Source organism: Calothrix sp. CBUCES-K 9914, assembly GCF_059640475.1.
Genome location: NZ_JBXXZH010000553.1, coordinates 1 through 950, shown reverse-complemented (window position 1 = coordinate 950; position 950 = coordinate 1). Strand labels below are relative to the sequence as shown.

The 950-nt window shown below is 41.2% G+C and carries 1 protein-coding gene and 1 pseudogene; both read left to right on the top strand.

What is annotated here, in order from left to right:
- Positions 1 to 243: 243 nt before the first annotated feature.
- The gene (gene psb27, locus AC2JBO_RS45025; protein WP_496960102.1) at positions 244 to 645 is read left to right on the top strand and encodes a photosystem II protein Psb27; all 402 of its coding nucleotides are present in this window, start codon (positions 244 to 246) and stop codon (positions 643 to 645) included.
- Between the two features lie 103 nt (positions 646 to 748).
- Positions 749 to 950, top strand: a pseudogene (locus AC2JBO_RS45020) (hypothetical protein); the annotation flags it as partial.

The following is a 950-nucleotide window of genomic DNA, read 5'->3' as shown; positions in this document are numbered from 1 at the left end:
TGGAACATGCATGTCAGTCACTGACTTACAAAACGCAGCAGCAGAACTTGGGCGCCCATATCAACAACGAGACACCCTCTATAGAGTGCTGAGTAGAAAGTCCTGAGTGCTGAGTAGAAAGTCCTGAGTGCTGAGTAAAGATTAACTACTCAGCACTCAGCACTCAGCACTTTTAACTCTATTTGTAACCAATCCGAGATACGATGGACGTTGATTTAGGTATTTTTTCACTCTTTTTTGCTTATGAAGAGCTATTTATCACGCCTATTTGCCTTAGTTTTGGTTGTAGCTATTGGTTTGATGGGTTGTTCATCTTCTAACCCCAATAGCTTAACGGGGAACTATAGCCAAGACACTTTAACTGTAGTCAACATTATACGTAATGCAATTGAACTACCGGACTCGGAGCCTTCCAAAGCAGCAGTACAAACAGAAGCGCGTCAAAAAATTAACGACTTTGCCGCGCGCTACCAACGTAACACCTCTGTTGCGAGCTTAACTTCTTTCACGACAATGCGAACTGCCTTAAATTCTTTGGCCGGACATTATAGCTCTTATCCTAATCGTCCTGTACCTCAAAAGCTTAAAACCCGCTTACAAGAAGAATTGAAACAGGTAGAGTCAGCTTTGCGACGTGGTGCTTAACCCCCATAGAGACGCTTACATTCAACGCCATTAGAAAAGCCTTTTTTGTAGGCGCCTCTACTCATTAGTTATATTTATTAAAAAATTAAATTAAATTCCATCTATGCTTCTTCGTCCTTTGAATGTTGTAAAAATGTTCTTTCGGCGCCATTTGTCTACTACCATATTTATTGGTAGTCTACTAATACCCTTTTTGGGACAACCTTCAAAGGCTCAACTTAACGAGTATTGCCAGCTACCTCAAACGGCAGTACAACAAAAAGAAGATTTACGCTTATCAGCGCTTCGTGGAAATATAGAAGCCC

What these genes read in the sequence shown, in the direction of transcription:
- psb27 (WP_496960102.1), top strand. Translation starts at nt 244, where the DNA reads ATGAAGAGCTATTTATCACGCCTATTTGCCTTAGTTTTGGTTGTAGCT.